Annotated in this window: 21 protein-coding genes; 11 read left to right on the top strand and 10 right to left on the bottom strand. The window is 65.2% G+C overall.

Going from position 1 to position 22,844, the window contains the following annotated elements:
* Positions 1–8 precede the first annotated feature (8 nt).
* Both BST13_RS13185 and BST13_RS13180 read right to left on the bottom strand, forming a co-directional pair.
* Positions 9–2,891, bottom strand: a complete 2,883-nt coding sequence (locus tag BST13_RS13185) for an MMPL/RND family transporter (RefSeq protein ID WP_083164468.1) — start codon at positions 2,889–2,891, stop codon at positions 9–11.
* The gene (locus tag BST13_RS13180; RefSeq protein WP_029370291.1) at positions 2,888–3,307 is read right to left on the bottom strand and encodes an MmpS family transport accessory protein; all 420 of its coding nucleotides are present in this window, start codon (positions 3,305–3,307) and stop codon (positions 2,888–2,890) included. Before BST13_RS13180 ends, BST13_RS13185 begins: the two co-directional genes overlap by 4 nt.
* 819 nt (positions 3,308–4,126) lie before the next feature.
* Here BST13_RS13180 and BST13_RS13175 point away from each other — a divergent pair.
* From BST13_RS13175 to BST13_RS13165, 3 genes are all read left to right on the top strand, one after another.
* Positions 4,127–4,552 (top strand): hypothetical protein, encoded by a 426-nt coding sequence (locus BST13_RS13175; protein ID WP_083164467.1) that lies wholly within the window; start codon positions 4,127–4,129, stop codon positions 4,550–4,552.
* A gap of 164 nt (positions 4,553–4,716) precedes the next feature.
* The gene (locus tag BST13_RS13170) at positions 4,717–5,160 is read left to right on the top strand and encodes an MmpS family transport accessory protein (RefSeq protein ID WP_083164466.1); all 444 of its coding nucleotides are present in this window, start codon (positions 4,717–4,719) and stop codon (positions 5,158–5,160) included.
* Complete coding sequence (locus tag BST13_RS13165; protein ID WP_095533526.1) at positions 5,157–8,012, top strand: MMPL/RND family transporter; 2,856 nt, start codon at positions 5,157–5,159, stop codon at positions 8,010–8,012. Before BST13_RS13170 ends, BST13_RS13165 begins: the two co-directional genes overlap by 4 nt.
* Here BST13_RS13165 and BST13_RS13160 read toward each other — a convergent pair.
* Positions 7,942–9,900 (bottom strand): heavy metal translocating P-type ATPase, encoded by a 1,959-nt coding sequence (locus BST13_RS13160; RefSeq protein ID WP_083164464.1) that lies wholly within the window; start codon positions 9,898–9,900, stop codon positions 7,942–7,944. The two genes, BST13_RS13165 and BST13_RS13160, sit on opposite strands and share 71 nt — an antisense overlap.
* Before the next feature lie 95 nt (positions 9,901–9,995).
* On the opposite strand from BST13_RS13160, the gene BST13_RS13155 reads away from it, so the two are divergent.
* A complete protein-coding gene (locus BST13_RS13155) occupies positions 9,996–10,358 on the top strand; it encodes an ArsR/SmtB family transcription factor (RefSeq protein WP_083164463.1) in 363 nt (120 codons plus the stop codon).
* Between the two features lie 6 nt (positions 10,359–10,364).
* Here the strand turns inward: BST13_RS13155 and BST13_RS13150 are convergent, their stop codons facing one another.
* The 4 genes from BST13_RS13150 to BST13_RS13135 are packed head-to-tail and all read right to left on the bottom strand — an operon-like array spanning position 10,365 to position 14,285.
* Positions 10,365–11,549: an MFS transporter gene (locus BST13_RS13150; protein WP_083164462.1), complete on the bottom strand. Its 1,185-nt coding sequence runs from the start codon at positions 11,547–11,549 to the stop codon at positions 10,365–10,367.
* On the bottom strand, positions 11,546–12,154 hold the full coding sequence (locus BST13_RS13145) for a phosphatase PAP2 family protein (protein WP_245839577.1): 609 nt from the start codon (positions 12,152–12,154) through the stop codon (positions 11,546–11,548). Before BST13_RS13145 ends, BST13_RS13150 begins: the two co-directional genes overlap by 4 nt.
* A gap of 22 nt (positions 12,155–12,176) precedes the next feature.
* Entirely contained in the window at positions 12,177–12,731 is a 555-nt protein-coding gene (locus BST13_RS13140; RefSeq protein WP_245839567.1) for a Chromate resistance protein ChrB, read from the bottom strand.
* 48 nt (positions 12,732–12,779) lie between these two features.
* Positions 12,780–14,285, bottom strand: coding sequence for a PucR family transcriptional regulator (locus BST13_RS13135; protein WP_083164460.1), 1,506 nt, complete (start codon positions 14,283–14,285; stop codon positions 12,780–12,782).
* 117 nt (positions 14,286–14,402) lie between these two features.
* Between BST13_RS13135 and BST13_RS13130 the strand changes: the two genes are divergently transcribed.
* The 6 genes from BST13_RS13130 to BST13_RS13105 all read left to right on the top strand — a co-directional run bounded on the left by BST13_RS13130 (position 14,403) and on the right by BST13_RS13105 (position 19,935).
* Positions 14,403–15,872 (top strand): APC family permease, encoded by a 1,470-nt coding sequence (locus BST13_RS13130; protein WP_083164458.1) that lies wholly within the window; start codon positions 14,403–14,405, stop codon positions 15,870–15,872.
* The gene (locus BST13_RS13125) at positions 15,869–16,564 is read left to right on the top strand and encodes an SDR family NAD(P)-dependent oxidoreductase (protein WP_083164456.1); all 696 of its coding nucleotides are present in this window, start codon (positions 15,869–15,871) and stop codon (positions 16,562–16,564) included. Before BST13_RS13130 ends, BST13_RS13125 begins: the two co-directional genes overlap by 4 nt.
* Complete coding sequence (locus BST13_RS13120) at positions 16,564–17,325, top strand: SDR family NAD(P)-dependent oxidoreductase (protein ID WP_083164454.1); 762 nt, start codon at positions 16,564–16,566, stop codon at positions 17,323–17,325. The genes BST13_RS13125 and BST13_RS13120 overlap by 1 nt, the downstream gene beginning before the upstream one ends.
* Entirely contained in the window at positions 17,313–18,287 is a 975-nt protein-coding gene (gene speB, locus BST13_RS13115; RefSeq protein ID WP_083164452.1) for an agmatinase, read from the top strand. The genes BST13_RS13120 and speB overlap by 13 nt, the downstream gene beginning before the upstream one ends.
* The gene (locus tag BST13_RS13110; protein ID WP_083164450.1) at positions 18,284–19,159 is read left to right on the top strand and encodes a polysaccharide deacetylase family protein; all 876 of its coding nucleotides are present in this window, start codon (positions 18,284–18,286) and stop codon (positions 19,157–19,159) included. Before speB ends, BST13_RS13110 begins: the two co-directional genes overlap by 4 nt.
* Positions 19,160–19,476: 317 nt before the next feature.
* Positions 19,477–19,935 (top strand): hypothetical protein, encoded by a 459-nt coding sequence (locus BST13_RS13105; protein WP_425437014.1) that lies wholly within the window; start codon positions 19,477–19,479, stop codon positions 19,933–19,935.
* Positions 19,936–20,044: 109 nt separating this feature from the next.
* On the opposite strand, the gene BST13_RS13100 is transcribed toward BST13_RS13105, so the two are convergent.
* Together BST13_RS13100 and BST13_RS40200 are read right to left on the bottom strand one after the other, a co-directional pair.
* Positions 20,045–20,842, bottom strand: a complete 798-nt coding sequence (locus BST13_RS13100; protein WP_083164446.1) for a L,D-transpeptidase — start codon at positions 20,840–20,842, stop codon at positions 20,045–20,047.
* Positions 20,843–20,986: 144 nt separating this feature from the next.
* Positions 20,987–21,109 (bottom strand): hypothetical protein, encoded by a 123-nt coding sequence (locus BST13_RS40200; protein ID WP_281254744.1) that lies wholly within the window; start codon positions 21,107–21,109, stop codon positions 20,987–20,989.
* A gap of 199 nt (positions 21,110–21,308) precedes the next feature.
* Here BST13_RS40200 and BST13_RS39050 point away from each other — a divergent pair, with 199 nt between their 5' ends.
* Positions 21,309–21,710: a hypothetical protein gene (locus BST13_RS39050; RefSeq protein WP_158087150.1), complete on the top strand. Its 402-nt coding sequence runs from the start codon at positions 21,309–21,311 to the stop codon at positions 21,708–21,710.
* 305 nt (positions 21,711–22,015) lie between these two features.
* On the opposite strand, the gene BST13_RS13090 is transcribed toward BST13_RS39050, so the two are convergent.
* A complete protein-coding gene (locus tag BST13_RS13090) occupies positions 22,016–22,807 on the bottom strand; it encodes a hypothetical protein (RefSeq protein ID WP_083164442.1) in 792 nt (263 codons plus the stop codon).
* Positions 22,808–22,844: the final 37 nt, after the last annotated feature.

Here is a 22,844-nt window from a genome sequence, read left to right as displayed (position 1 = left end):
GGTGCTCGCTAATCCCTCATCAGCAGGGAACGCACCAACGGGCGCGGGCCTACTGGTCGGAGCATGGAACTGGCGGGGCGGGGACGCACCATCTGCGGCCACCAGAACCACCGGCCCAACAGCGCGGCGATGGACGGTGTCATGAAGGCACGCACGATCAAGGTGTCGAACAACAAGCCCAATCCGATCGTCGTACCCACCTGTCCGATGGTCAGCAGATCGCTGACGATCATCGACGCCATCGTGGCTGCGAACACCAGGCCTGCGGCCGTCACCACCTTGCCGGTACCGCCCATGGCCCGGATGATGCCGGTGTTGATGCCCGCGCCCAGTTCCTCTTTCATGCGCGACACCAACAACAGGTTGTAGTCGGAACCGACCGCCAACAGCACGATCACCGACATCGCCAGCACCACCCAGTTGATCTGGAGGCCCAGAATGTGTTGCCAGACCAGCACGGACAGGCCGAACGAGGCCCCGAGCGACATCGCCACGGTGCCGACGATGACCAGCGCGGCGACCAGACTCCGCGTCATGATCAGCATGATCACGAAGATCAGGCACAGCGCCGCGACACCGGCGATCAGCAGATCGTATTTGGAGCCGTCGACCAGATCCTTCACTCCCGCAGCGGTACCCGCCAGCGACAGTTTGGCGTTCTCCAGCGGCGTGCCCTTGAGCGCTTCCTCGGCCGCGATCTGAATCGGTTCGACTCGCGAGATGCCCTCGGGCGTCGCGGGATCGCCCCGCTGAGTGATGAGCATGCGCGCGGCCTTCCCGTCGGGTGACAGGAAGATCTTCATGATGCGCTGGAAGTCCTGATTGTTCAGCACATCTGGCGGCAGGTAGAAGGAGTCGTCGTTCTTCGACTCGTCGAACGCCTTCCCCATCGCCGTCGCGTTCTCGGTCGAGTCGTCCATCTGGGAGAAGATGCCGGACATGGTGCTGTGCATCGTCAGCATCATCTGACGGGTGCTCTGCATCGACTCGATCATCGGGGGGAACTGGTCGAGCATCTGCGGCATCAGAGTGTCCAAGTGGTCGAGATCCTTGACCATGATCTGCATCTTGTCGGTCACGCGGTCGACACCGTCGAGTGCGTCGAAGATCGATCGGATCGACCAGCACAGTGGGATGTCGTAGCAATGCGGTTCCCAGTACAGGTAGTTGCGGATCGGCCGCCAGAAGTCATCGAAATCCGCGACGTGGTCCCGCAATACCGCCATGTCCTCCTGGAGGTCGTGGGTCGTGCCGACCATCCGATGGGTGGTCGCCACCATCTCCTGCATCAGGCCGTACATGCGCTGCATGAGCGCGATCGTCTTCGACATCTCGTCGGCCTGCGTGAGCATGTCCTCCATCCGCTCCTTCTGGAACGGCAGGCTGAGACGTTGACTGGCGTTCGACATGCTGAGCATGAACGGGATCGACGAGTGTTCGAGCTGAGTTCCCTCGGGCCGCGTGATCGACTGCACGTTGGCGATACCGGGAACCGCGAACACCGCTTTGGCAAGCTTGTTCAGCACCAAGAGATCCGACGGGTTGCGCAGATCGTGATCGGACTCGATCAGCAGCAGGTCGGGCGTCGTCATCTTCGATTGCGGGAAATGGCGCTCCGCAGCCGTAAATCCCTGGTTGGCAGGAATGTCCTGCGGAATGAACTTCTGGTCGCTGTAACTCGGGTTGTATCCGGGCAACGTCAGCAGACCGATGGCCGCCACGGCTATCGTTGCGGCCAGGATGGGCGCGGGCCACCGCACGATCGCGGTGCCGATGCGTCGCCACCGGCGCGTGGTGACAAGGCGTTTGGGGTCGAAGAAACCGAACCTGCTGCCGGCCGCGATGGCGGCCGGCACCAGCGTGAGTGCCACCGCGACCGCCACCAATATGCCCACGGCGCCGGGGATGCCAAGCGGCTTGAAGTAGGGCAGCCGAGTAAAGCTGAGGCAGGCAATCGCTCCCGCGATCGTCACGCCGGACGCCAGGACGACCTTCGCAACTCCGTGGTAGGCGGTGTAATACGCGGATTCCCGGTCCTCGCCGGCCTGCCTTGCCTCTTGATATCGCCCGGTGAAGAAGATCCCATAGTCGGTTCCGGCGGCGATGCCGACGGACACCAGGAGGTTGACGACATAGGTCGTGAGGCCGACTATGCCGTGTAATCCGAGGAATGCCACCAATCCACGGGCCACCTGCAGCTCTATGGCCACGGTCAGCAGCAGGATGATGACGGTGATGAAGGAGCGGTAGAGCAACAGCAGCATCAGGAAGATGACCCCGATGCTGACCACCGTGATCAGGATGACGGTCCGGTTCCCGCTCTGGCCCATGTCCGCGACGATCGCGGCGGGACCGGTCACGTAGGTGTGGAGCCCCGGCGGCTGCGGCGTGTTCTTCACGACGTCCTGGACGGCCTTCACCGACTCGTTCGCCGCGGCCTGCCCGAAGCTGCCGTGGAGATTCAACTGGACGTACGCGGCCTTACCGTCGGCGCTTTGGGCCGCGCCCGCGGTGAGCGGATCTCCCCAGAAATCCTGGACGTGCTGGATGTGTGTCGGATCGGCCTTCAGCTGCCGGATAACGCTGTCGTAGTACTTGTGTGCCTCGTCTCCGAGAGGTTCGTCGCCCTCGAGGACGATGACCGCGACACTCTCCGAATTCGATTCCTGGAACACCTCGCCCATGCGCTTCATCGCCATCACCGACGGCGCATCCGGCGGGCTCAGCGACACCGAGTGCTTGGCCTCGACGACTTCGAGTGGAGGAATGGCGACTGTCACCAAGACAGTGATGGCCACCCAGCCGAGAATGATGAGTACGGAACTCTTCCGGATGAAAGTCGCAATCCGTGAGCGGTGTGCCGGGTCCGCGACTACTTGTGCGTGGCTCATGCTGCCTTCAGGAGGCAGGAGGTAAACGCGTTCACTTCGTTCGACACCTTCTCGGCCTTGACCTCATCGTCCACGGTGATGCGGCAGCCGATGTTGTCGCTATCGCCCTGGGCCATGATGCTTCCGATGGCAGTTGCCTTGGTGATGTCGAATTGCAGCGACCACGGCAGGCTGACGTTCTTGATGAACTGCGGATCGGTATTGATGTCGAAGTAGCTGATGGATGCCACGGTGCCCGGGGATCCGAAGACTTCATACGTCAGTCGCTTGGGGTTGAAAGGTTTGGTGTCCGCCAATTGAGTATCGGCATAAGATGGGCGCTTTTCATTGCCGAATATGCTGTGCAGACGGGACACGGTAAAGCCTCCGGCACTAATCACCGCGAGCACGAGTAGCGGAATCCATAACCGCCGCAGAAGCCCAAAAATCGTAGCCCTCCTCGCCTATCCCCGCACCCGGGCACCATGCTGCGGCATGTGCAGCTTGATCGCAATCCCGAGACATCACCGGGGCGCAACGTAGTCGTTGAAGACTAGACCATGCCGGATACGGGCATATAGGTCCGTTCCCCACGCGATATCTGATCGGAACGCACACTACATGCGTGCGTCACTCCCGCTTTTATACACATAGTCTCGATTACTTCTTCGCCGGTTGCAAAACGCGCATCACGTGCGACAAATAGCAAATTCGCCATTTATTACCGATATGTGCGAGATGCAGCCAGAATCCCGGATGTCGACCATGCTGGCGAACAAGCGGCTCAGCGGCTCGAACGTCGGCAGAGACGCCTGCGCCGGACGCAACCAACCAGGTGATCGGATCACGCGCGGATCACGAGAAGTACCACAAGTCAGGAGGATCGCGGGTCATCCACACCGTCCTGCCGGGGACCCGACCGCGCGGCCGCCTGTCCCCATCCCGCACCCGAAAGGCCGGCAGGCCGCCGGATCGCAGCCCTCCGGCCAACTTCGACACCGACGCTGTGCCGCAACGAGCATGCTCGACGTCAGACCTCGCCTCGAGGCCGCCCAGGCCTGCGGATTTCTGCTCCGGCCCGGCGGGTGGTTGCGCGGGTGCGCCGGCAAAACCCGCAGGTCCGCGCAGTGACGCCGCCCCTACAGCGCGAGCTGTGAAGTTCCTTCGCGGGTGCGCCGGAACTCCAGTGGCTGCGGTAGCGTGCTGCGGGCACGAGTGCACGACGCGAATTGACGGAAACGCAAAGGAACGGCCCGATGAGTTCAACCTTATTCGGCAATCTCGCAATAATCGCCCTGGTGGCATTGTTGGTGTTCGCCACTTGCATGTTTATCTACACGGTGCGTCTGCGAAATCGGCCGTCATCGCCGTTGGCAGAAGAGGTGGGCGGCACCAAAGCAGTGTTGAACAAGCTCCGAAAACGCGAGCCGATGTCGCAACAAGAGATCGATTTCGCGGCCCAAACCATTGCCAACCGGAGTTCGCCGATGGCATATTCCATCCCGGCGACCATATTCTCCTTGGGTTGTTTCTATGTGCTCGGCAGCCTTGAGCAGCTGCACGGGGCGACACCATCCGAACGAACATTCCTCGGTGTCATTCCGATGATTTCCTCGATCAACATTACGGCTCAGATATTGCGGGTCGCAAAATTGAGGAAGCGCCTTCCCGGCGCAGGGTGACAACCCTTCTCGCCTTGGTCGGCCCAGCCACCGCGCGATCTCGGGACTAGCCGGACGGCGTCGGTGCGTTGGACTACCAGTGTCGAGCCTGTCTAATATCAATCCGCTTGATATGCGGCGTGCAGCGGACCTGGGTCCGGGGTCAGGTGTCGAAAGGTGGTCGGGTGAGCCCTCGTTCAGCGGAAAGGACGGTACTGGCACGCGCTTGGATGCCCCTGGTCGCAGTGATGGCGCTGAGTGTGGGCGCGCTCTGCATGTGGAAGGTCCACCAGATGTCCGCCCCGGGACCGGTCCTGGCCGTCAACGAACCGCAAGCTCCTCCGGAGTTCACGCCGAAAAAGCTCACGTATGAACTGTTCGGTTCTGCCGGAAGCGGTGCCATGGTGTCCTACGTCGACATCGACGGGCACCCGCACCAGGTCGACCTCACGGAGCTGCCCTGGTCGCACGTCGAGACGACCACGCTCACCGTGGTATCCGGCAGCATCTCGGCGCAGGTGCACGGTGGCCACGTGGGCTGCCGAATACTCGTGAATGACGTTGTGCGCGACGAACAGTCGGATGACCATCAGGACGCCGACATCACCTGCCGGGTGAAATCGGCATGAGCGAGCATCGGGCGGGCCGGCCAGTGGTCGCCAGAACGGTTCGCGTCCTTGCCGTTCCGATCATCGTGTTCTGGGCCCTTCTGGCAGTGACCACCAATACCTTTGTGCCACAGGTCGAGCGGGTGGCCGAAGAGCTCGCCGGACCGTTGGTCCCGCACTACGCACCGTCACAGGTGGCGATGCTGAAGATCGGCGAGAAGTTCCAGGAGTCGACATCCACCAGCATGACGATGCTGGTGCTGGAAGCCGACCGCCCGTTGGGCGAGGCCGACCACCAGTACTACGACGACCTGGTGCGTCGCCTCAAAGCCGACACCACGCATGTGCAGTACGTGATGGACACGTGGGGCAAGCCGATCACCGCGGCCGGCGCACAGAGTCTCGACGGCAAGGCCGCGTACGTGCTGCTGCGGCTGGCAGGCGACATCGGCCAGATACAGGCCAACGATTCGGTCCAAGCCGTACGTAACCTGGTCGCGAATGACACTCCCCCGCAGGGCCTCAAGGTCTATGTGAGCGGTGCGGCGCCGTTGGCGGCCGACACCGTGAACATCGCGAATTCGAGCCTGAACAACATCACGATCGTCACGATCTTCCTGATCATCGTCATGCTGCTGCTGGTGTACCGCTCGATCACCACCATGCTCGTGCCGTTGTTCGGGGTATTGGTGCTGATGTTGGCGGCCAAAGGCGTCATCGCCACCCTCGGGCATTTCGGCTACATCGAGCTGTCCTCGTTTGCCGTCAACATGGTGGTGTCGCTGACCTTGGGCGCCGGAACCGATTACGGCATCTTCCTGACAGGCCGCTATCACGAAGCCCGGCTGGCCGGCGAAAGCCGAGAGGACGCCTACTACACCGCCTACCGCGGCGTCTCACACGTCATCATCGGTTCCGGACTCACCATCGCCGGGGCGGCGTTCTGCCTGAGCTTCGCCCGGCTCAACTACTTTCACACCATGGGGCCCGCCGTGGCCATCAGCATGGTGTTGACGGTCGCGGGCGCACTGACCATCGGTCCGGCACTGCTCAGCGTGGGGAGCCTCTTCGGTCTGTTCGATCCCAAGCGGAAGGCCAAGGGCCAGCTGTACCGGCGGATCGGCACCAGCGTGGTGCGCTGGCCCAAGCCGATCCTGGTCGCCAGTGTCACGCTCGTCGCGCTCGGAGCGGTGTTCGTGCCGACGTACCGGGTGAGTTTCGACGACCGGACCTATCAGCCGGCCGACGCGCCTGCGAATCAGGGGTTCCAGGCGGCGGATCGGCACTTCCCCAAGAGCAAGCTGTTTTCCGAGATGCTGATGATCGAGTCGGATCACGACATGCGGAACTCGGCCGACTTCATCTCGCTGGACCGCGCGGCCAAGGCACTCATCCGGCTACCCGGGGTCGCCATGGTGCAGAGCATCACCCGGCCCATGGGACGGGCACTCGAGCACGCCAGCCTGCCCTATCTGTTCACCACGCAGGGCAGCGGAAACGGCCAGCAGTTGCCCTTCACGCGGCAGATGAACAGCAATACCGATCAGCAGGCCCAGATCATGGCGCACACCATCACGGTGCTGCGCCAGACGATCGATCTGACCCAAAAGCTCGCCGACGAGATGCACAACACCGTCGTCACCATGGAGGACATGGAGCAGGTCACCGAACAGATGCGGGACCAGGTCGCCAACCTCGACGACTTCATGAGGCCGCTGCGCAATTACTTCTATTGGGAGCCACACTGTTTCGACATCCCGGCATGCTGGGCGTTCCGGTCGCTGTTCGACATGCTCGACAGTGTCGACAGCCTGGCCGGTGACATCAAGGATGCGGTCGGGTCCCTTGAGGTGGTCGACAAACTGCTGCCGCAGATGGTGTCGCAGCTCAAGATCATGGCCGACGACATGCAGGGGCTGCAGGCGCTGATCGTCAACACGTACGGCCCGTCGAACATTCAGGCCGACAACACCGATCAGACCTTCGACGACATGATCAACGTCGGCAACGACTTCGACACCTCGCGCAGCGATGACTTCTTCTACATACCCCGGGAGGCGTTCGACAACGAGGACATCAAAACCGGTATGGCGCTGATGATGTCGCCGGACGGTAAGGCCGCCCGGTTCATCGTCACCCATGAGGGCAATGCCATGGGGCCCGAAGGCATCGAGCACGTCGAGCAGTTCCCCGACGCGATCAAGATCGCGCTGAAGGAGACCTCGCTGGCGGGTTCGAAGATCTATATCGGCGGATCGGGCTCCAACAACCGGGACATCCAGGAGTACGCCAAGTCTGATCTGCTCATCGCAGCCATCGCCGCGTTCGTGCTGATCTTTCTGATCATGATGGTGATCACGCGTTCTCTGGTGGCCGCCTTGGTGATTCCCGGCACGGTGGCCTTCTCCTACGCCGGGGCGTTCGGGTTGTCCGTGCTGATCTGGCAACACCTGATCGGCCTGCACCTGCACTGGCTGATCCTGCCGCTGACGTTCATCATCCTGGTGGCCGTCGGTTCGGACTACAACCTGCTGCTGATCGCCCGGCTCAAAGAGGAAGTGCATGCCGGGTTGAACACCGGGCTGATTCGCGCGCTCGGCAGTACCGGTGGTGTGGTGACCTCTGCCGGTCTGGTGTTCGCTTTCACGATGCTCGCGATGCTCTCGAGCGATCTGCGCACCATCGGCCAGGTCGGGTCCACGGTGTGCATCGGCCTGTTGCTCGACACCCTGATCGTGCGGTCGTTCATCGTGCCGTGCATCGTCCGCTTGCTCGGGCCGTGGTTCTGGTGGCCGACGTTGGTCAGGTCGCGCCCGCTGCGGTCCGCCACGCCGCACCACGCAACAGCCGGAGTCCGTTCAGCCCCACGATGACGGTGGACCCTTCATGTCCGGCCACGCCCAGCGGCAACGGCAACGTCGCCGTGAGGTCCCAGATCACCAGCACCGCAATGAATGTGGCGGCGATGATCAGATTCGCGACAACCACACGACGAGCCCGGCGCGAGAGCGCGATCACGGTCGAGACCGCGCTCAGGTCGTCACCGATGACCACGGCGTCCGCGGTCTGTAACGTCAGATCCGACCCCGCTCCGCCCATGGCGACACCCGCGTGGGCCGCGGCCAACGCGGGTGCGTCGTTGATGCCGTCACCGACCATCACCAACCGCGTTCCGTCGGCCTGCAACTCCGCCACAGCATCGACCTTGTCGTGCGGAAGTAGCCCCGCGCGGACATCGGTGATGCCCACCCGGTCGCCCAACATCGTTGCGGCGGTCTCGTTGTCGCCGGTCAAGAGCACCGGGGTGCGCCCGGTAAGCCGGGCGGCGGCAGCCACCGCATCGGCGGCGTCCGGCCGCAGCTGGTCCGTCAGGCCCAGCACCGCGATCGGGCGTGCGGCAGCGGTCACGATGACCGCGGTGCAGCCCCGCTGTTGCACGAGCGCGACCACCTCGGCGTCCGCCCGGTCGAGGTTGTCCGGCAGCCCTTTTGGCGATACGACGGTGATCCGCGCACCGTCGACGGTCGCGCTGACGCCGAGCCCTGGTTTCGCGACGAAGTCGGTGGAGTCGGGCCATCGCAGGCCGCGGGTCTTCGCCGCGCGCGCAATCGCCTCGCCGAGCGGATGCTCGCTGGGATGCTCGGCTGCGGCTGCGAGAACCAGCACATCGTCAACGGTCATATCTGATGTGAGAACGTGGATCTCGGCGAGTTCGGGGATACCGCGGGTCAGGGTTCCGGTCTTGTCGAACGCGACCCTGGTGGTGGTGCCGAGTTGCTCCATGACGACCGCCGACTTGACCAGGACGCCGTGGCGGCCGGCGTTGGCGATCGCCGCGAGCAGCGGAGGCATGGTCGCCAACACCACGGCACACGGCGAGGCGACGATCATGAACGTCATCGCACGCAACAACGCTGCCTGCAAGGTGTCACCGAGAAGCAGCGGGATCGCGAATACGGCGATGGTGACCGCGACCATACCGATCGAATAGCGCTGCTCGATCTTTTCGATGAACAACTGCGTGCGCGCCTTGGTCTGGCCGGCCTCGTGCACCAGCGCGGCGATTCGGGCCACCACCGAGTCCTCGGCTCGGCGGTCCACCCGGATCCGCAGCGCCCCAGTGCCGTTGAGCGTGCCCGCGAACACCTCGTCGCCCGGTGCTTTGTCGACCGGCAGCGGTTCGCCGGTGATGGTGGCCTGGTCGATCTCGCTGGCGCCGGTGATGACGGTGGCGTCGGCGCCGACGCGCTCCCCGGGCCGCACCAGCACCACATCACCCACCTCCAGGTCGGCCGCCCTGACGGTCTCCTCACGCCCGTCCTCGGATACCCGGGTGGCGCTGTCGGGCGCGAGGTCGAGTAGGCCGCGCACGGCATCCTCGGTGCGGGCGGTGGCCAGTGCCTCCAGCGCACCGGAGGTCGCAAAGATCACGATCAAAAGTGCCCCGTCGGTGATCTGCCCGATGGCTGCCGCTCCGATCGCTGCGGCGACCATCAGCAGATCCACGTCGAGGGTCTTGTCACGCAACGCCTGCAGGCCGGCCAGCGCCGGTTCCCAACCACCGGTCAGGTAGCTGGCCAGGTAGAGCACCCACCAGGACCATGCCGGGCCACCCATGAGCTGCACCGCCAGCCCGACCAGGAATAGCACCAACGCTGCTGCAGCCCAGCGCATTTCGGGCAAGTCAAGGACTCTGCGCCGCCCGGGAAGTGCCGACGAGGCGACAGTGGCACGCTGGGTGGCCTCCGTGAGCGCCGGCATGACGTCACCTCCAATGACGGATGAGCAGATACGGACGCGACGATATCAGAACACATGAACATGTCTTCATTCGTTGCTCTCAGTACACTACAACGATGGGCCACGGTGTCGAAGGACGTGATCGCCCTGCCGGGCGGCTGGACGCGGATGCCGCCGCGCAGGTGGCCACCACACTGCAAGCGCTCGCCACGCCGAGCCGATTGATGATCTTGACCGAGTTGCGCCAGGGCTCGTGCTCGGTGTCGGAGTTGGCCGACGCCATCGGATTGGAGCAATCCCTGGTCTCGCATCAACTCCGGCTGCTCCGCAATCTGGGGTTGGTCACGGGAACCCGCTCCGGCCGCAGCATCGTCTACAGCCTGTATGACAACCACGTCGCCCAACTGCTCGACGAAGCCGTCTACCACAGCGAACACCTGCGACTCGGCCTCACCGACCGCACCACCGACGCCGGTTGAGCGCAGCTACGCCTCGGCGGGCCGCCTCGATCTGGGTGCCCCGACGAGAACAGCCAGCGCGGCAAGCACCAGGCTGATTGCCAGCATTCCGGCGTTCAACGTCAACGCGGTGGCGACGGCACCGACGAGCAGCGGTCCCCCGGCATCACCGAGCTCACGTCCGATCTCCGCAGATCCCATGGTCTGGCCGAGCCGTTCGGGCGGACTGCTCTGTGCCAGGTGCGCGAAGCCGAGCGGGGTGATGAGCCCGGTGCCGGCTCCGATGGTCACCGCCGCCAGCAGGATGCCTCCCAGCCCCGGCACCACAGTGGCGACCGCGATTCCGGCGGCAGTCAACAACAGGCCGAGTGTCATGCCTGCCCGGTCTCGCAGCCGCCCGGCGTCCCGCGCGCGTCCCACTCTCGGCTGGATCAGCGCGGCAGTGGCCGCCAAAACCGATACCACCGCGCCCGTGGCCAAGGGGCCCAGCCCGTGGCCGGCACCGATCGCCGGCAGAAATCCGACACCGACGGCCAGCGCTGCGGTGGCGCCGGCCAAAGCGGCGGTAGGGCGCAAGAAACTGCCTCCGGTCAGGCGACGCGCCAAGTCCACAACGGTCTGGCGCTTCTTCGGCAGCACCTCGACGGCCGGCACCATGACGAGCGCCCAGCCCGCCACGAGGGCCGCCAGCACCGCCAAGGTGCTGAACAGCAGTCGGTATCCACCCACCGCGATCAGAACGCCACCCAGAACCGGACCCACGGTGTACCCGAGCCCTTTCCATGCGCCATAGCTGCCATAGGCGCGCCCGTGTGCGGTGGCCGGCGTCAGCCGAGCCAGCATCGCGCCGGCCGCTGGCGAGAAGGCGGCGGCCGCGGCGCCCTGGCCGAACCGTGCCAGCCCGATCAGGCCGGGGCTTCCCGCCAGCACGAACGCGGCGGACGCCAGCGCGAACGCCACCAGACCCCCGAGCAACACGGGGCGCGCGCCGACGCGGTCCGCCAGCGTTCCGAACACCGGTTTGAGCAGGACTTCCGCGCCGTCGTACACGGCAAGCAGCAACCCCAGTGTGAGCAGACTGGTGTGCTCGGCCTCTGTATAACCGGCGAGGCTGGCAGCAATGCTGTGCGCCCCGAACGCGGTGACGAAACCCGCGGCGTACAGCGGCAGAAATCGGGCCCGAGGAATGCGTGCGTCAGCGCCCGTACTCATGCCGACCGCTTCTGTGGCACAGCACTTTTCGGGTCTCGTGGGACGAGCAGTATGCCCAGTGGGGTGGCGGCGATCATCGCGAGCACGCGCCGCAAGAGAGGCCGCAGCAGAATGTACCCGGCGATGCTGACCACAGCTCCGAACACCACTCCCGCCAGGACGTCCTGCGGATAGTGCGCACCGATGTACACCCGACTGAACGCCATCACGGCTGCCGCGACTGCGGCGAGAACACCGAGACGCCAACGCACCAGCCATAACCCGGCAGTGACGGCACCGGCCATGACAGCGTGGTCGCTGGGGAATCCGGGATCGGTGTTGCAGTGCAGTACCACGATGTCGTGAAGTGCCTGACATGGCCGGGTCTCGTTCACGGCCGCGGCAACCGGCTGGTTCAACGCCAGGGCGACGAGCATCCCCACCGGAGCCCACACCGCCGCGACCATACGAACCGGATCGGCAGCTCTGCGGGCACTCCACCATCCGGCCAGCAGCAGCGCCGCGAACAGCACGACGCCGTAGGCGGCGTAGCCGGACACGATCGGGTGCAGCCACGGGGTGTCACGGGAAAAGTGGTTGATGGCGTAGAAGATTCGGCTGTCCATGGTCACGGTGCAGACTCCGGTTTCACATCTGGTGCAGGGCCGCGAAGACCCGTTCGGTGTAGTCGGCCAAGCGGTCGGCGCAGTGCTTGAGCTGCTGATCGGCCTCCGGGGCAGCCGTTGCGCCGAACACATCCCGGGCTTTGATGTCGCGATGCCAGCGGCGTAAGCGCTCCAGGCTCTGCTCCTCTTCCTCGAGTTCGGCCATGGTGAACTTGCCCTTGGCGATCTCCTTGTCGATCTCCGCGTCAAAACCCGCACAGTCGGAAAGGAATTCCGACCATTCTTCGGCGCGTTCGGCAGTGAACATGGCTTCGAGCCGCTCCGCGTCGGGCTCCTGATGTCCGGCGGCGTCAAGCATCAGCACCTCACCTTCGCCGCGTCGGGCCAACTCGGTCACGCGCGCGACGCCCTCGGCGAACACCGGCACATTCGGCACCACCCATACGCCCTGGCCGATCTGCAGTGCGCCGACGCGGCGCAGTTCCCGCCAGACCGCGACCCGATGACGCGAGGGCTCCGCCGGGACCCGCACCACCAGTACGAGCCAGCGCACAACCGCGTCGCGTTCTGCTGTCACGACGTGGAATGTAACAGGCGTTACTTCCTGGCGGCCACCCGCTGCCGCTCACGCACCCGGTGCCACGACGAGATCACGGGCCCGCAGCGCCAGCCACAGTTCGGCGGTATGGGCTGTGGCGGCGAGGTTGCGGCCGGTGATCTCTTCGATGCGCCGCAGCCGATAGGCAACCGTCTGGCGATGCACCCCGACCTCGTTGGCCGTGTGCTGCCACGACTTGTCGAGCCGCAGAAACGTGTCGAGCGTCTCGACGAGCGTGGTGCCGTGTTCGGCGTCGTAGGCCAGCAAGTCGCCGAGGACCCGGTCCACGACGAGCTGTGCTTCGTCAGCGTCACGCAGGACCGACAGCAGCGTCGCGTCGGCGTAATGACACTGGTGCTCCGCCATGTTGGCGGCGTCGCGCACGGCCCAGTTGGCTTCCCGGACGGCCGCAGGCGCCCGTCCGGCGGCCACGAGCGGATCGCTGATCCCGATCAGTGCATCAGGTCCCAGTCGGCGACGCAGCACTGCCACGGATTGGGGCCCTGCCGGCAGCAACGCATAGAGCAATCCGGCCCGGCGCAACAGCAGGTGCGAGATCCGGTGGCGATCGAGACTCAGATGCAGATCGCGTTCTCCGGTGCTGCTGCCGCCTTGCACCGCCACGAGGACACAACGTTCCGCGGGTAACCCAGCCTGGTCGAGCTGGCGCGACAACTCGTGTTCGCCCAACCGCAGATCGATCAGATTGGCCAAGGTCTCGGCACCAAGCCTGCGCCTATGTTCACGGCGGATGCCCTGTTGCACCAGAAGCACCCCCGCAGCGGTGGCCACGTGTTGCAGGACCACGAGGTCTGGCGGTGTGCCGCGGAAGTCGTAGGTCACCAGGACCGTCGGATCCGGATCGGGGACCTCCACGATCTGGCCGCGGAAGCCGTCGGCGTCCAGGTGCAGAACTCCGGGAAGCATCCCGCCGCGTTGCGCGATGAGATCGACCACCGCGCGCCGCAGTTTCTCGGGCGGCTCGGCACTGCCGTCGAGCACCGCAATGCCGGTCTCACCGTCGAGAAGGGCCAGCCGACAACGCAATTCCCGGGAGAACTGGTCGAGGATCCCGCCCTTGCCGGGATTGAGCACCGACCGCTGGATCAGCGTATAGACGCGTTCGGTCATGGCGAGCCGCCGACCCTCGTCGGACATGTTGGCCTCGGCGACAGCCCGCCCGATCGTGGTGAACCCCGCCGAGAACGGGGCGATGAGGATCGGCAGGCCCAGCTGGTCGGCAACATCGACGGCGTCCTGTTGCAGTTCCGGGGTGTCGGGGTCCATGCCGAGCACCAGGCCTGCGGTACCGGTATCGGACAACGCGCGCAGGAGCGCGATCTGGGACTCGACGTCGGCGGGCAGGGTGCGGCCGTTCTTCATCAACAGCTCTCCGCCGGTCATCCACTCCCAGGGAGTGTTCAGATCGGACGCTTGGGCCCAGGTCACGTGCCTGTCGACGCCCTTACCGCCCGCACGCAGCTTCAGGCGCAAGTGCGGCATCTCGATGAGATCGAGCACCGTCGGCCCCATGCATCTCTCCCGTACTCAAGGCTGATTGATGTCTACGAATTCATACTGACTGAGTATTCACGCGGATGCACGACCGCTGCATAGTCAAGCCTCAACACCTTCTGTGAGGAGCGCCCCATGCGTCCGGACACCCGAAGTCACAAAGCCCCGGCCGAACCACCGCACCATGAGGTCGAAAAACTCAATCGCGGTTTCACGCTCCGCTCGGCGTTCTCCCTCGCCTTCGCCGACGTATCACCGATCGTGGCGCTCTACGCGATCTTCACGCTGGGCCTGTTCACCGCCGGGCCCCGGTTCTTCTGGGCGTTCCCGATCGTGCTGGTCGGCCAGCTGGCGGTGGCAGCCGTGTTCGGCGAGCTGTCCTCACGATGGCCGTACGCCGGCAGCGTGTATCAGTGGGCGCGCCACGTTCGCGGCACCACCGCGGGGTGGACCGCCGCATGGGCCTACATGTGGGGCTTGACCATCGCGCTCTCGACGCTGGCCTATGCCGCCGCCGGATTCCTCCTCGAAGTGCTGGGCATCGAGGAACGCAGCCGGTGGACCACCACGCTGGTGGCCATCGCCATCATCGCGATCGGCACCGCCACCAACATGATCGGCCGGCGGGTGCTGAAGGTGATGGTGATCGCCAGCATCACGTGCGAAATCCTCGGATCGGTCGGGCTGGGCATCGTGCTGCTGATCTTCTATCGCGAGAACCCGTTCTCCGCACTGCTGCACGGGTTGCCCGGCTCGGGGGGCTGGATGTCGGGGCCGATGCTGCTGGCCATCGCTTACGCCGGCTGGGCCTTCGTGGGGTTCGAGTCGGCGGGTTCCATCGCCGAAGAGGTCGACGACCCCGCCCGCAACGTGCCCAAGGCCATCATCGGCAGCCTGTTCGGCGTCGGCCTGATCGTCATGTTCTCCAGTGCCGCATTGATTTTGGCCATACCCAATCTCGATCAGGTACTCACCGAGCAGACCGGCGACCCGGTCGCAGGCACCCTGACCGCACATCTGGGATCCGGGGTCGCCAAACCGCTGCTCATCATGTTCGTCATCGGCTTCATCTCCAGCTTCCTGGCGGTGCAGGCAGCGGTGTCCCGGTGCATCTGGGGTGCTGCGCGCGACCGCGGGTTGCCGTCGTCCAAACTGTTCAGCAAGCTGGCCGGGCCGGAGCGCATGCCGATCAACGCCATCGGTCTCACGGCTGTCGTGGCGATCGCGCTGGTGCTGCTCGCCGGCTCCAACTTCTACAACATCCTGGTCAACTTCACGGTCATCGGCTTCTACATCGCCTTCGGTATCCCGGTGCTGGGTGCGGCGTGGGCCCGGTTGACGGGCCGCTGGACGCCAGGGGTGTTCACCCTCGGGCGCTGGGGAGCGCCGATCACATACTGCGCCGCGGTGTGGATCGTGGTCCAGACGATCAACGTCGTGTGGCCCCGGGTGCAGCCGGGCCAGCCGTGGTACATCAACTGGAGCATGGTCATCACCACCGTGGTGCTCGGAGCGATCGGCGCGGTGATCTACGTGAGCCTGCGCCGCCGCATCGCCGAACCGGTGGCCGACCGCTTGCGGCTCGAACAGCAGGCACAGCTGTGAGCCCGCGGGTCGCGGTGGTGACGGGTGCGGCATCGGGCATCGGCGCTGCCATCAGTGCCGAGCTTGCAGAGCACGGGTGGACGGTCGCGGGGCTGGACCTGCGGCCCGCCGACATCCCCGAATTGTCCGTGACGGCAGACATTTCCGAAGCTGCTCAGGTCCGCGAAGCCATCGGTGTCGTCCGTGCCGAGCTCGGCCCGATCGAGGCGTTGGTCACCGCCGCCGGCTACTACGAGATGGTGCCGATTTCGGAGATCACCGCCGACGCGTGGACGCGCATGCTGCGCGTGCACCTCGGAGGCCTGCGCAACGCCACATGCGCGGTCCTGCCGGAGATGCGCGAGCGGCGCCGCGGCGCCATCGTGGCCATCGCATCGGAACTGGCGATCGGCGGTGGTGAGGGCGACGCCCACTACGCGGCCGCGAAAGGCGGCATCATCGGCTTCGTCCGAAGCCTGGCAACCGAAGTCGCGGCCGACGGCATCCGGGTCAACGCGGTGGCACCCGGCCCGACGGACACTCCGCTGCTCGCGGCGGATTCCCCATGGCGCGCTCCCGAATACCTGGCGACGCTTCCGGCGGGCCGCCTGTGCCGGCCCGATGAAGTGGCACAGATGGTGCAGTTCCTGATCGACGAATCTTCCTTCTGCACCGGCGAAGTCGTGTCGCCCAACAGCGGGGCGGTGATCTGATGAGTTCACGTCGCATCCCGGTCGCGGTCGTCACCGGTGCCACGCAGGGCATCGGGCGGGCGATCGCCGAGCAGCTGGCCGGCGATGGCTACCACGTCGGCGTGAACGGCCGCAGTGAGACGCCCCAGATGAAAGAGGTCGTCGAAGCCGTCTGCGGGTTCGCCGTGCCCGCCGATATCCACGATCGTGCGGCGGTGTGCGAGGCCATCGCCGAGATCGACCAGCGGCACGAAGGCATCGACGTTCTGGTGTGCAACGCGGCCTACATGTCGATGGCACCGTTGACCGACCATGATGAGGACGACTGGTGGAAGGTCGTCGACACCAACCTCGGCGGCACCTTCCACACCATTGCGGCCGTGCTGCCCGGCATGCGCCGAATCGGCCACGGACGCATCGTGATCGTAACGTCCGAATGGGGTGTCACCGGCTGGCCCAACGCCACCGCGTACGCCGCATCGAAGGCCGGGCTGATCGCTCTCACCAAGACGTTGGGTCGCGAACTGGCCCGCGAGAACATCGTCGTCAACGCCGTGGCGCCCGGCGTCATCGACACCCCGCAACTCGAGGTCGATGCCGCGGACGCGGGTATCAGCCTCACCGAGATGCACCAGCGGTATGCCGACGGCATACCGCTCGGCCGGATCGGCCATCCCGAGGAGATCGCTTCGGCCGTCGCGCTGTTGGTGCGGCCGCAGCTGGGATCGATCATCGGGCAGACAATCCAGATCAACGGAGGGACCACTCGATGCAGAGTTTGACCAACGGACAGCCCGGCGCCGCCGCCGGGACGACCGGCCCAGTCGACGGACTGCAGGTCCCGCGCTACGCCGGACACACCACGTTCGCCCGGCTCCCGCGCATCGAGGACGTACAGCGGCACGACATCGCGGTCGTCGGTATCCCGTTCGACACCGGGGTGACCTACCGGCCCGGTGCCCGCTTCGGGCCCGCGCACATTCGTCAGTCCTCGCGGCTGCTGCGCCCGTACAACCCGGCGCTGGACGTCGAGCCGTTCGCCCATCGGCAGGTCGTCGACGCCGGTGACCTGACGTTCAATCCGTTCGACATCGAGACCGCCGTGACGCAGATCGAGCAGGGTGCCGTCGAGCTCATCGGCGACGGGGCCACCCTGGTCTCGCTCGGCGGAGACCACACCATCGCCTACCCGCTCCTCAAGGCCGTCAACAGGATTCACGGTCAGGTGGCACTCGTGCACTTCGACGCCCACCTCGACACGTGGGACACCTACTTCAACACTCCGCTGACCCACGGCACACCGTTTCGGCGGGCGGCCGAAGAAGGCTTGTTCGCCTCAGGGCACAGCGCGCATGTCGGCATCCGCGGGTCGCTGTACTCGCGCAACGATCTGGCCGAAGATGCCGACATGGGGTTCCACGTGGTGCACTGTCGCGATCTTCACCGCCGGTCGATCGACGACATCGTCGACGCGCTGCGGCGCAGCATCGGCGAGCTGCCGCTGTACGTATCGGTCGACATCGACGTTCTCGATCCGGCACACGCGCCGGGCACCGGGACACCCGAAGCCGGGGGTATGACCAGCCGCGAATTGCTGGAGATCATCCGGGGATTCGATGGTCTCAACCTTGTGGCCGCCGACATCGTCGAAGTGGCACCCGCCTATGACCACGCCGAGATCACCGGCGTCGCGGCGGCCAACCTCGCCTACGAGTTCGTCTCGCTGCTGGCGCGGAAAGCATGACCATGCGCCCCGCAGAGCCGGTGTCATGGCCACACGGCAAGCGCGCGGCCGCAAGCTTCACCTTCGATGTGGATGCCGAGTCGGCTCTCCTCGGGGTCGACACCGCGTTGGCCGGTCGAATGTCGGTGATGTCCCATCAGGCCTATGGGCCGCTCGTGGGCGTCCCCCGCATCCTGGCCCTCCTCGCACGACACGACGTGCGGGCGACGTTCTTCGTGCCCGGTTATACGGCGGTGCGTCATCCCGACGTCGTGCGCGCCATCGCCGACGCCGGGCACGAGATCGCGCATCACGGTTACCTGCACGAAGTGCTGACCGGCATGACGCCCGAGCAGGAGAGCGTCGTGATCGACCGCGGCATCGAGGCGCTTGCCGCGGTGACCGGCACGGCACCTGCCGGATTCCGGGCGCCCATGTGGGAACTGAACTGGCATACCCCGAAGCTGTTGGCCGAGCGCGGATTTCTCTACGACACGAGTTTGATGGATGCCGACCACCCGTACGAGTTGGCCGTGACCGGTGGCGGGCAGCTCGTCGAGATCCCGATCCAGTGGGCCCTCGACGACTGGGAGCAGTACTGCTACATACCGGACTTCTCCGGGTCAGGGTTGATCGAAAGCCCGCGCAAGGCCGCAGAGATCTGGCGGCTGGAGTTCGAAGGGTTGCGTGCGGCCGGCGGGTGCTTCGTGTTGACCAATCACCCGTTCCTGTCTGGGAGACCGTCGCGGGCAGCGGCGTTGGAGGAGCTCGTCGAATACGTCGCTTCGTGTTCTGATGTGTGGCTGGCACCCTTGCATGAGATCGCGACGCACGTGCGGGGATTGGCCCTGGCACCACGGTCGATCGTGCGGCCCGATCCGGCTCAATTCTGATCGGCATGGCCGGTGCCTGACTCGGCCGAATCGAACCGACCAAACCGTTGCCCGCGTTGAATATTGGTGCCGTTTACCACAACGATGCACCGACCGGGTGTGACGGTTCTGCATCGGTGTGGTCACGTCCGCGGCTCGGCCGCGCGTCGACCTCGCATCGAATTACACGGATGTATGGACGCCGTCTGCGCGCGGCTCTACATTTCAGCTGCACAAATTTTCGTGACAGTCATTTCGTAGCACGATCGAGGGAGTCGTCGGGGATGATCAGCTTTGCTCGAGTCGCAGTCAAAGTTGTTGCCAGCGCCGGAGTTTGCGTGGCCGCCGCGGCGGTGTGCCCGAATGCCGGGGCCACTCCGCTGAAGGAGGGCGGGTACAACTGCCTCGATGCGGCGGCAGGAACGGCGGCACCAGGTGCCGCGCCCGTAGCCGCAGCTGCAGCCGCGCCATGCGCCGCGCCTGCCGTCGAGGCGGCAGGAGCGGCTGTGCCGGTGGTTCCTGCGGCCATCGCACCGGTCCCGGTCGTACCCGCGGCAGGAATCCCGCCGGTGCCCGTGGTGCCCCCGCTGGGCGCGCCGGCAGTACCGCTCGCACCACCGGTGCCTGTCGTGCCCGCGGCCGCAGGCGCACCCATCGCCGCGGCAGCCGCACCCGCAGGCGCTCCGCTGGCGGACATGGTCGGCGTGGGGGCCGGAAAAGAGGCGCCGACGAGCCGGCCCGCCGATGCCGGCGGACCGGCACCGGGTGTTCCGGTTCAGCCAGGTCCCCAGGGCTGATTCGAGCCCGAACAGCGGTCGGACATCAGAACGGGCGGCGATCACATGATCGCCGCCCGTTCTCGTATGTCGAATGTCGTTGGCACCCGAAACCGGCTGTCGCCGACGGCTACTCCTGCACGATCACCGGGTCGCCGACATTGACCGTGTTGAAGTACCACTCGGCGGCGGCCGGGGCCAGGCTTATGCAGCCATGGCTGGTGTTCTCAAAGCCCATCGACTGGACGGCCCACGGGGCCGAATGCACGAACAAGCCCCGGCGGGTGAACCGCACGGCGTACTCCACGTCGGTGAGGTAGCCGTCAGGAGATGCCACGGGTATCCCGACACTGCTGGAATCCATTGTCACAGAGCGCTCTTTACCGAGCACCGTGTAGTTGCCGACGGGGGTTGCGTACTCTGGGCGCCCCATGGAGGCCAGCAGCACGCCCGGTTCGCCCAGGTGCGGCAGATGGTGCGGCGATGGCATGTCGAGCGGCGTCTCCCCGTCAATGGTCACGGTGAACGTGTGATCCGAGATACTGGCCACTCCAACGATTTTCGGCCCCGTCTTGAACTCCAGCGGCATGCCGCCGATGGACAGGCCGATGGTGCTGTGCGCCGGCCAGTACTGATCGGGCACCCACTGCACGACCTTGTCGTCGAGCCACTCGTATTTGCCCGTCCTGGCCGGTGCGGACGTGAGTCCGATGGCGCGTTCGGCGGCATCGCGGTTGGCGACGGACCGCTTGAACGTCACCATCACCGGGTGCGCGACACCCACGGCGGCCGTCCCGGTCGGCAGAATCGACTCGATGTCCGAACTCAGCGGCAGCCGAACCGCCGCGGTGTCGACGACCGCGGTCCCCCCGGAAACCATCAGGGCTATGACGACCAACGCGAGAACACAATGAAGTACCGCCCGCATCAGCCTGACCCCTTGATGATGACCGCCTGGTTGTGAACCTCGTCATGGTATGGGCAGGACTGCGGCCGAACACCGCGGCGCGCGTTGATGATTCGGTCAAGAGTTCATCACGGTTCGGCCACGCCGAAGAATGCTGCTGGGCGGCTACCGCCGCTGGCGGGGCCGACGCTGGATCCGGTTCAACACCGCGATGGTCACCTGGAGTCCGGCCGCCGCGAGCGCCAGCAAGAGCACGACAAACACATCACGCACTTGCAGGCCTTTCATCGTCCGAGAGCGTATGCACCCTTCGTGCTGTCGCTCAGCTCACCGACACGAGAGCCTACGTGGTGACGCACGTTGATCACACCCACAATATGTGCAGAAAGTGTGTTCGGCGGTGCCCACACCGGGGCAGGGTTGCCAGGTGCGGTCCCTCTACAGTGAGACCTCGACAGGTCGAGGCTTCTGCCATGGAGAAGACGCATTGGAACATGTGCTCGGCCTGACCTACTCGGTGGTGTCGCAGCACTTCCGCAAAGAGCACGGAGACTTCAAGCCCGATCAGCTCGTCACTCTCTACATCGGCACCAATGACGTCGCTCTCAAAAACGACCCCCGCTTCGACCCGAAGTTGGCAGCAGTCCTCCGCGCCGTCCGGATCTACGTCTTCGCGGCGGCCAATTCATCAACGCTTGCATGCGAGGTCGACGTACACCGTGGTGTATTGCAATACCTGACCAGGTCCCATTGTGGTGATTCCATTGGCCACCGCAGGCGGCTGCGGGCCGGTCACCGAACGTCCTTGCCGAACCGCACTCACGACGCAATCATCGATCGACCCGCTGCCAACCTTGCTGACGATGACACGGTAACCCTCGCTTTGTAGCTGACCGATGGTCTCGCTCGCCGACGATTCCGCTGAAGGCGCGGCTGAGGCGGACACAGCGTTCACCACCCCAATTGGCCACAACCCGATGAACACCATTGCCGCCACATTCGCACCTATTGTCATTTAGCCCGTCACTCCCGTCTAGGAATTTGTTCATCGATTCGTCAACTTTATATAGCGGCATAGAATGGCGCGCGCCTTCATGTCGAATTCAAATAGAAGCGCGACGCATATCGAATTCAGGCCAAATACATATAGTTCGGCGAATCGCTCGGGCCGCAATAAATCATCCAGGCAACCGATCAGTTGCCGTGCTCGACGCCCCCGGAGTCGGCGCTGGACGGCTCGGCCGCAGCTGACGTCGGTGTGCCCCCGATGAAGTCGTCCCAGTGCCTGCGTACCGGTGCCCAGCGCCGGTCGAACGCGTCGGCACGGCGTTGGGCGTGTGCCAACTTCTTCGAGTCGTAGCGCCAGCGCGCCCACGGCGAGGTCGGTCGGGCCAACCGCACGGCCGCCACCCAGGCGACCGGTGAGACGAACAATCCGACCAAGGCGGTCGGGTACTTGCCTTTCAGGGCAGTGAGGGCGACCACCAAGAAGTGGAACACCAGCAGCACGACCGCCGCGATCCGCACCGCGGTGACAGCCCCGGGAACGTCATGCACCTTGACCGGCGACACCCCGACCGCCGCCAGCCCGATGCATGCCGCCGCCAGGGTGACAATGTTCACCGACAACTGGCCTTCCTGCGACCAGTACACGTCTTGAAGCCGGAAGATCATCGCGAATTCGTCGAGCACGAGCGATGCCCCGACCCCGATCAGCACACCCGCCACGTAGGTCCACACCGACAGCGGCGGCGACCCGACGCCCATGAACGCACCCGCGATGAGCAGCAGCACTCCCGGCGTCGAGTGGTGCATGTGGACGCCGCCGGTGCTGACGTTGTGGAACGGCCCCTTGCCGGCGCGGATCAGCCGGGTGATGGTGCGGGTCGTCACGAAGGTCACGACGAACGCCACAAAGCTCAGCAGCAGCGGCCCCTTGTAGCCGTGGACGATCTCGTGCTGCCACCACTCGTTGAGCCACGCCATCCCCAGATAGTAGGGATCAGCCCGTGACCTGCGGTTC

This window comes from Mycobacterium aquaticum (genome assembly GCF_002086485.1).
Taxonomy (GTDB): domain Bacteria; phylum Actinomycetota; class Actinomycetes; order Mycobacteriales; family Mycobacteriaceae; genus Mycobacterium; species Mycobacterium aquaticum.
The sequence above is the reverse complement of the archived record's forward strand: the minus strand, read 5'-3'. Positions and strand labels throughout refer to the sequence as shown.

Excerpts from the sequence above, each read along its gene's own strand:
- BST13_RS13185 (WP_083164468.1), bottom strand. The coding sequence starts at position 2,891 with ATGAGCCACGCACAAGTAGTCGCGGACCCGGCACACCGCTCACGGATT.
- BST13_RS13175 (WP_083164467.1), top strand. The coding sequence starts at position 4,127 with ATGAGTTCAACCTTATTCGGCAATCTCGCAATAATCGCCCTGGTGGCA.
- BST13_RS13165 (WP_095533526.1), top strand. The coding sequence starts at position 5,157 with ATGAGCGAGCATCGGGCGGGCCGGCCAGTGGTCGCCAGAACGGTTCGC.
- BST13_RS13160 (WP_083164464.1), bottom strand. The coding sequence starts at position 9,900 with ATGCCGGCGCTCACGGAGGCCACCCAGCGTGCCACTGTCGCCTCGTCG.
- BST13_RS13155 (WP_083164463.1), top strand. The coding sequence starts at position 9,996 with ATGGGCCACGGTGTCGAAGGACGTGATCGCCCTGCCGGGCGGCTGGAC.
- BST13_RS13150 (WP_083164462.1), bottom strand. The coding sequence starts at position 11,549 with ATGAGTACGGGCGCTGACGCACGCATTCCTCGGGCCCGATTTCTGCCG.
- BST13_RS13145 (WP_245839577.1), bottom strand. The coding sequence starts at position 12,154 with ATGGACAGCCGAATCTTCTACGCCATCAACCACTTTTCCCGTGACACC.
- BST13_RS13135 (WP_083164460.1), bottom strand. The coding sequence starts at position 14,285 with ATGGGGCCGACGGTGCTCGATCTCATCGAGATGCCGCACTTGCGCCTG.
- BST13_RS13130 (WP_083164458.1), top strand. The coding sequence starts at position 14,403 with ATGCGTCCGGACACCCGAAGTCACAAAGCCCCGGCCGAACCACCGCAC.
- BST13_RS13120 (WP_083164454.1), top strand. The coding sequence starts at position 16,564 with ATGAGTTCACGTCGCATCCCGGTCGCGGTCGTCACCGGTGCCACGCAG.
- speB (WP_083164452.1), top strand. The coding sequence starts at position 17,313 with ATGCAGAGTTTGACCAACGGACAGCCCGGCGCCGCCGCCGGGACGACC.
- BST13_RS13110 (WP_083164450.1), top strand. The coding sequence starts at position 18,284 with ATGACCATGCGCCCCGCAGAGCCGGTGTCATGGCCACACGGCAAGCGC.
- BST13_RS13100 (WP_083164446.1), bottom strand. The coding sequence starts at position 20,842 with ATGCGGGCGGTACTTCATTGTGTTCTCGCGTTGGTCGTCATAGCCCTG.
- BST13_RS40200 (WP_281254744.1), bottom strand. The coding sequence starts at position 21,109 with ATGAAAGGCCTGCAAGTGCGTGATGTGTTTGTCGTGCTCTTGCTGGCG.
- BST13_RS13090 (WP_083164442.1), bottom strand. The coding sequence starts at position 22,807 with ATGGCGTGGCTCAACGAGTGGTGGCAGCACGAGATCGTCCACGGCTAC.